This is a genomic window from Psychrobacter sp. NPDC078501 (assembly GCF_044900935.1).
Lineage (GTDB): Bacteria > Pseudomonadota > Gammaproteobacteria > Pseudomonadales > Moraxellaceae > Psychrobacter.
In genome coordinates, this window is record NZ_JBJDOS010000021.1 from 1 (window position 1) to 3,961 (window position 3,961).

Sequence of the window (3,961 nt, forward strand, 5' to 3'; positions counted from 1 at the left end):
CTACTGGGTTGGAGGAAATAACAACTATGTTGTGCTGACTTAGAAAGTCTTATTTATCATTCATAGCAAGGTAGATATTACGATCTGATGCGGATGCGTCATCCACGTATTTTGAATCGCGCCATGTCGTATAAGCATAGACACCACTGTATGGGCTGATGCTGTTCTGACGGAAATCAGAAATCCAATTTTCGCCATCAAATATTTGGATATGGCCATGCGGGCGCTTTGATGAGCGATCATAGACAATAACATCACCTACTTGGGTTGGCATATCATTACTGATTTTGCTAAAACCTGCTTTATCAAGCGTGCCACGAGTGGCGTACTGATAGGCTGAAGGATTGGGTGTAAATTCATAACCAGCTGATTGTAGTGCTTTACGTACGTAACGGGCACAATATCCAGAGCTGCCAGATAAAGCCACTTTTGAGGCGCGAGCAGCAGCGATAGCGGGGGCTGAATTGCTGTCAGGAACCTTATTGACTTGCTGCTGTTGTTTTTCAGCGTATAAGCGGCTGTTTAATGATGAAAGCTGATTCTCTTTTTGCTTGGCCTGCGCACTTAGGTTGCTAATTGCTTGACTAATTTCATCATTATTAGAAACATAAGCACCACTTTTGGTGCTATAGATGTTTTTTGATGAACCGTAGTTTGATGCCACAGAAGTATTGGTGATGGTATTATTTGTTTGAGAGATTGTGATAGCAGCACCACTCGTTTGTGCTATGCCCATACCCAGTACTGACAAAATCAATAAAGCCTGTTTCATAAATCTAATACCTACGGTTAATTCAAAATCGTCTGTTATCAACAACAGCGCAGTCAATTAAATCTCAATAACTCAAGTATATATATGTCATAGTGACTGATACTTCTGCTGCATATTATTCATATAAAAAATGATTATTGGCGATCACAGCTCATTGAAGTCTTACGAAGCTGTTACAAATCAAGCTGCTGACCAAAACACAAAGCCGACTTTAGCATAGGCTGTTTAGCCTGTCATCCCCCTTAAAAACCCCAAAAATACTTTTTTGATGTCGAAAAAATTGCTAATATCCCACATTTTACAATGTAAGTTTGTGTAACATGTACAGAATATAGCTGACTAGATTGACCACAATTTCTACTGTTTTATAAGCAAAAAAACGTCTGAGGGTTAAATCTATAATTTAGATTTAACCCTCAGACGTTTTTCTATTGGATGAAGTAATTACCCTATATAGGGTCTAACTAATTATTAAGATAATATAATAATTTATAATATTAATATAGATGTTAATTCCCTACTGGCTTATGTAATATTACGTAATTGTTTCGATACATCCTGTATATTCTTGTATTAACCCTTAGTTATTTATCTATTTTAAGGGTTAATAACCGATAAATCCGCTTACATTGTCATCAAAAGTTACAAATTCAAAGTTATTTTTAATTTTAAAGTCGCAATAGCTAATGAATTTTTTGATGAAGAATCATTTTATAAGCAATAGAACAGTCTTATACTTGCTTCATTCGCTTTTAACGCTAACACTATAATCAAAGTATTCTTAACTGCTAACACACTATAATTGCTGCTCTACCGATTCAATATCAGCATAAACTTGGGTCGTCCCGTCTTTATTGAGTTGCATAACCTGATAGGGCATGAATTTATTTTGATACTCCATACCCGGGCTACCAACAGGCATGCCAGGTACGGCAAGACCCATAGCTTGTACTGGCGGATTTTCTAAAAACTGCGCCATATATTTAGCGGGTACATGACCTTCAAAGACGTAACCATCAGTAGTGACTACAGTATGGCAAGAACGCATTTCATTTGGAACGCTGTAGCGCTCTTTAAATACGGCTAAGTCCGCAACATCTTGCGCGGTTGCACTTAGACCATTATCTTCTGCATGACTTATCCATTCTTTACAGCAGCCGCAATTGGCATCTTTATAGACAGTGGCTGATACGTTTTTTAGTAAGTCTGGTTTACTTACTGATGTCATCATAGAATTATTTATAACGTTTGGTTCAGCTGTCTTTGGAACAGCCAAAACATCTTCAGTTGATGCCGATGTTGTGCTTGCATCAGATACGCCACTACTCGGTTGGCTACAAGCAAATAGTGATGAGGCAGCCAGTAATAATAACGTACTACGCAACCCCTTAGACAGATAACGATTGCATATAAGACTGGATTTTATTTTTAAGGGGGGCATAGTGCTTTCTCATGTACTGTAGGTATTGTGAGCTATAGAAGATCAAGTAACACTTCATATCGTTTGGTAATGTAGCATAATAACCCATTAAACGGAGTACATAAATTCATCCATTGAGCAGTGCAGGCTGGTATCATAAGCAGTTTTTATTTTAAAATACTGCCTGTAGTATTAACGGCTCTATCTAAGTTTTGGATTTTGATTAAAAATTCAAGGCTCATAATTTTGGATAATTTGCGATGCGCCTGTCTACTATTAATCTACAAAAGCGTTTGAGTACTCACTTAAATCAATTACCGCTATCGCTTACGCTAGTAGCAGCATGGCTTGCAGGAGCTATTTTTTTATTTTCGCTAGCGCCTTATGGGTTTTGGCCGCTAGCAATAGTATCACCAGCGATTTTATATGCGCTGTTGGTGACAAGTATGAGTGGTCGTCGCGCTTTTATTATCGGTGAAGCTTACGGTATGGGGCTATGGTGCGTCGGCGGCTTTTGGCTCTATACTGCTATCCATGATTATAGCGATACACCAACGTGGCTCGCATTGATTATGATTGCATTGATGGGTCTCGGTATGGGACTATTTCATGGATTGTTAGCACTAGTCTTTAACCGTATGGTAGGCAAACAACCCTTTTCATTTGCTGCTCTTTGGGTGCTACAAGAATGGTTAAAAACTTGGTTATTCACAGGCTTTCCGTGGCTGTTTGTTGGTTATGCATTTACTGAAGAGTATTGGTTATCGTCCTTAGCACCCGTTGCTGGTGTTTTTTCCGTCTCTTTTGTTGCCATACTATTGGCTGCAAGTTTAGTAGAGCTACTGCTTCGGCGCAGTAGTTATGCCATCGTTTCTGTACTGTTATTAGCCATTAGCACATCATTATGGCTGGTCAATCCGCAATGGACAAAACCTAAGGGCACACCTGATCTGTCAGTGTCATTGATTCAAGGTAATATTTCACAAGATATAAAGTGGCTGACGCAATATCAAGTAGAAACGCTAAAGATTTATGCGAAGTTAACGCGCACTGAGTGGGGACGTGATGTGGTGGTGTGGCCTGAATCATCTATTCCGATGTTTCAGGATGAGGCTGCGGGCTTTATTAGTGAAATGATAGAAATGGCCAATGCGACCAATACGACATGGATAACTGGTATCCCTTATAAGGATAAAGCGGCATTCAATGCCAGTACGGATAAGTATCCCCCATTTTACAATAGCGTGATTGCTCGAGGTGTAGAAGCGGAAGGCCTATACAAGAAGCAGCGTCTAGTGCCTTTTGGAGAGTATATTCCATTTGAAGGCGTGCTCGATATTTTCCCAAGTTTGGCCGGTAGTCAGGATATTAAGAGCTATAGTCGTGGTAGTGATCAGCAGTCACCGCTAAAGGTGCGTGAACACAATATAGGGACGGCTATCTGTTATGAGGTAGCTTATCCAGATACCACGCGTAAAAATGCCATCGATACTGACTTTTTGTTGACCGTCTCTAACGATGCCTGGTTTGGCACTTCAGCAGGACCATTGCAACATTTGCAAATGGTACAAATGCGCGCGCTTGAGAACGGGCGCTGGTTTATTCGAGCGACCAATACTGGTGTTACCGCTATCATTAACCATAAAGGTCGTATTGTAAAACGCGCACCGCAGTTTGAGCGTACTGTACTACGTGGTGAGATACAGGCACGGGTTGGTAACACGCCCTTTATGCTTATGGGAAATTATCCTATCTTGATAATAATAACC

General features: G+C 40.1%; 3 protein-coding genes. 1 reads left to right on the plus strand and 2 read right to left on the minus strand.

Annotated features, from left to right (window positions below; translation table 11 throughout):
• Positions 1-49 precede the first annotated feature (49 nt).
• Both ACI2IW_RS13850 and ACI2IW_RS13855 read right to left on the minus strand, forming a co-directional pair.
• On the minus strand, positions 50-772 hold the full coding sequence (locus ACI2IW_RS13850; protein WP_057758750.1) for a CHAP domain-containing protein: 723 nt from the start codon (positions 770-772) through the stop codon (positions 50-52).
• Between the two features lie 796 nt (positions 773-1,568).
• Entirely contained in the window at positions 1,569-2,213 is a 645-nt protein-coding gene (locus tag ACI2IW_RS13855) for a DUF411 domain-containing protein (RefSeq protein WP_404693955.1), read from the minus strand.
• Positions 2,214-2,452: 239 nt separating this feature from the next.
• On the opposite strand from ACI2IW_RS13855, the gene lnt reads away from it, so the two are divergent.
• A partial coding sequence (lnt, locus tag ACI2IW_RS13860) for an apolipoprotein N-acyltransferase (protein WP_404693956.1) occupies positions 2,453-3,961 on the plus strand: 1,509 nt, incomplete at its 3' end.

What these genes read in the sequence shown, in the direction of transcription:
- ACI2IW_RS13850 (WP_057758750.1), bottom strand. Translation starts at nt 772, where the DNA reads ATGAAACAGGCTTTATTGATTTTGTCAGTACTGGGTATGGGCATAGCA.
- ACI2IW_RS13855 (WP_404693955.1), bottom strand. Translation starts at nt 2,213, where the DNA reads ATGCCCCCCTTAAAAATAAAATCCAGTCTTATATGCAATCGTTATCTG.